Annotated in this window: 1 pseudogene; it reads left to right on the top strand. The window is 38.2% G+C overall.

Annotated elements, in window-relative coordinates:
• Positions 1-1019, top strand: a pseudogene (locus EJK17_RS11240) (RNA-guided endonuclease InsQ/TnpB family protein); the annotation flags it as partial.
• Positions 1020-1171 lie beyond the last annotated feature (152 nt).

Here is a 1171-nt window from a genome sequence, read left to right as displayed (position 1 = left end):
TTAAACAAGGAAGATAATCCTAGTCCAAACGAATATCGAGTGCGAGATGAATTAGTTGCCAATAAAGCAGAATGGCAGTATCAGTTATCATCTAGATGTTTACAGCTAGCCGTTACGGACTTGGCCAATGCTTGGCAGAACTTCTTTGATAAAGCACAACCTGATTGGGGTAAGCCTCGTTTCAAGTCCAAGCGGGCTCCACGTCAAGGCTTTAAAACTGATCGAGCTAAGGTAGTTAACGGCAAGTTACGTTTAGATCATCCACGTGGGATTTCTAATTGGTCTGACATAAAGACTTGTGAAAAGCTAAAAATGACTCAGGTAAAGCAGGCTAGCGTCTTTAGAGAAAGAGGGCATTATTATGCCGCTCTTTCTTATGAAGAAAACATAATGGCTAAACCAAAAACTGGTCAAAGGACTGCCATTGATGTTAATGTGGGACATTTCAACTACACTGCCGGTCAGATCAACGTTTTACCAAACAAATTGCAAAAATTGTACAAGCGGATCAAGCACATTATCAAAGATTATTGGCGAGAAAGAGACAAGTTAATGGACAGGCTGCTAATCAAAGCAATAATTACCTGCAAGTGAGAACCAAGCTGCAACGTGATTATCGCAAAGTAGCCAATATTCAAAATGATCTCTTACAAAAGTTCACAACTCAGTTGGTTAATGATTATGATCAAATTGTAATCGAAGACTTGCGAGTTAAACAAATGATGATGGCACATGTAGCTTCAAAGGGCTTGCAACGGTCACTATTTAGTAAGTTTAGACGAATCCTAACTTATAAATGTGACTGGTATGGCAAGAAATTAATCTGGGCTGAGCAAACTTACCCATCACCTCAACGTTGTGCACAATGCGGCTACATTAAAACTGGTGATGAAAAGATTACTTTGCAAGGGAATCGAAAACACGGTACTAAACATAACGAGTATATTTGTTATGAATGTGGTTATCAAAATGATCGTGATAAGAATGCCGTCTTAAATCTTTTAGCTTTAGCAGAATAAGATAAATAAAAAAGGAGCTGGCTAAGCCCTGAAGCTGGAAGAGTTGGTCAATGCGATTACTCCTAAATTGGAATATCGGAATACTAATGATGACGCCAGTAAATAAAATAAAGAAAGGAAAACTATATTACTTTCTGGTATGTAGAAAGACA

The sequence above is a fragment of the Lactobacillus xujianguonis genome (genome assembly GCF_004009905.1).
Taxonomy (GTDB): domain Bacteria; phylum Bacillota; class Bacilli; order Lactobacillales; family Lactobacillaceae; genus Lactobacillus; species Lactobacillus xujianguonis.
This window is presented reverse-complemented; position numbering and strand designations above follow the sequence as displayed.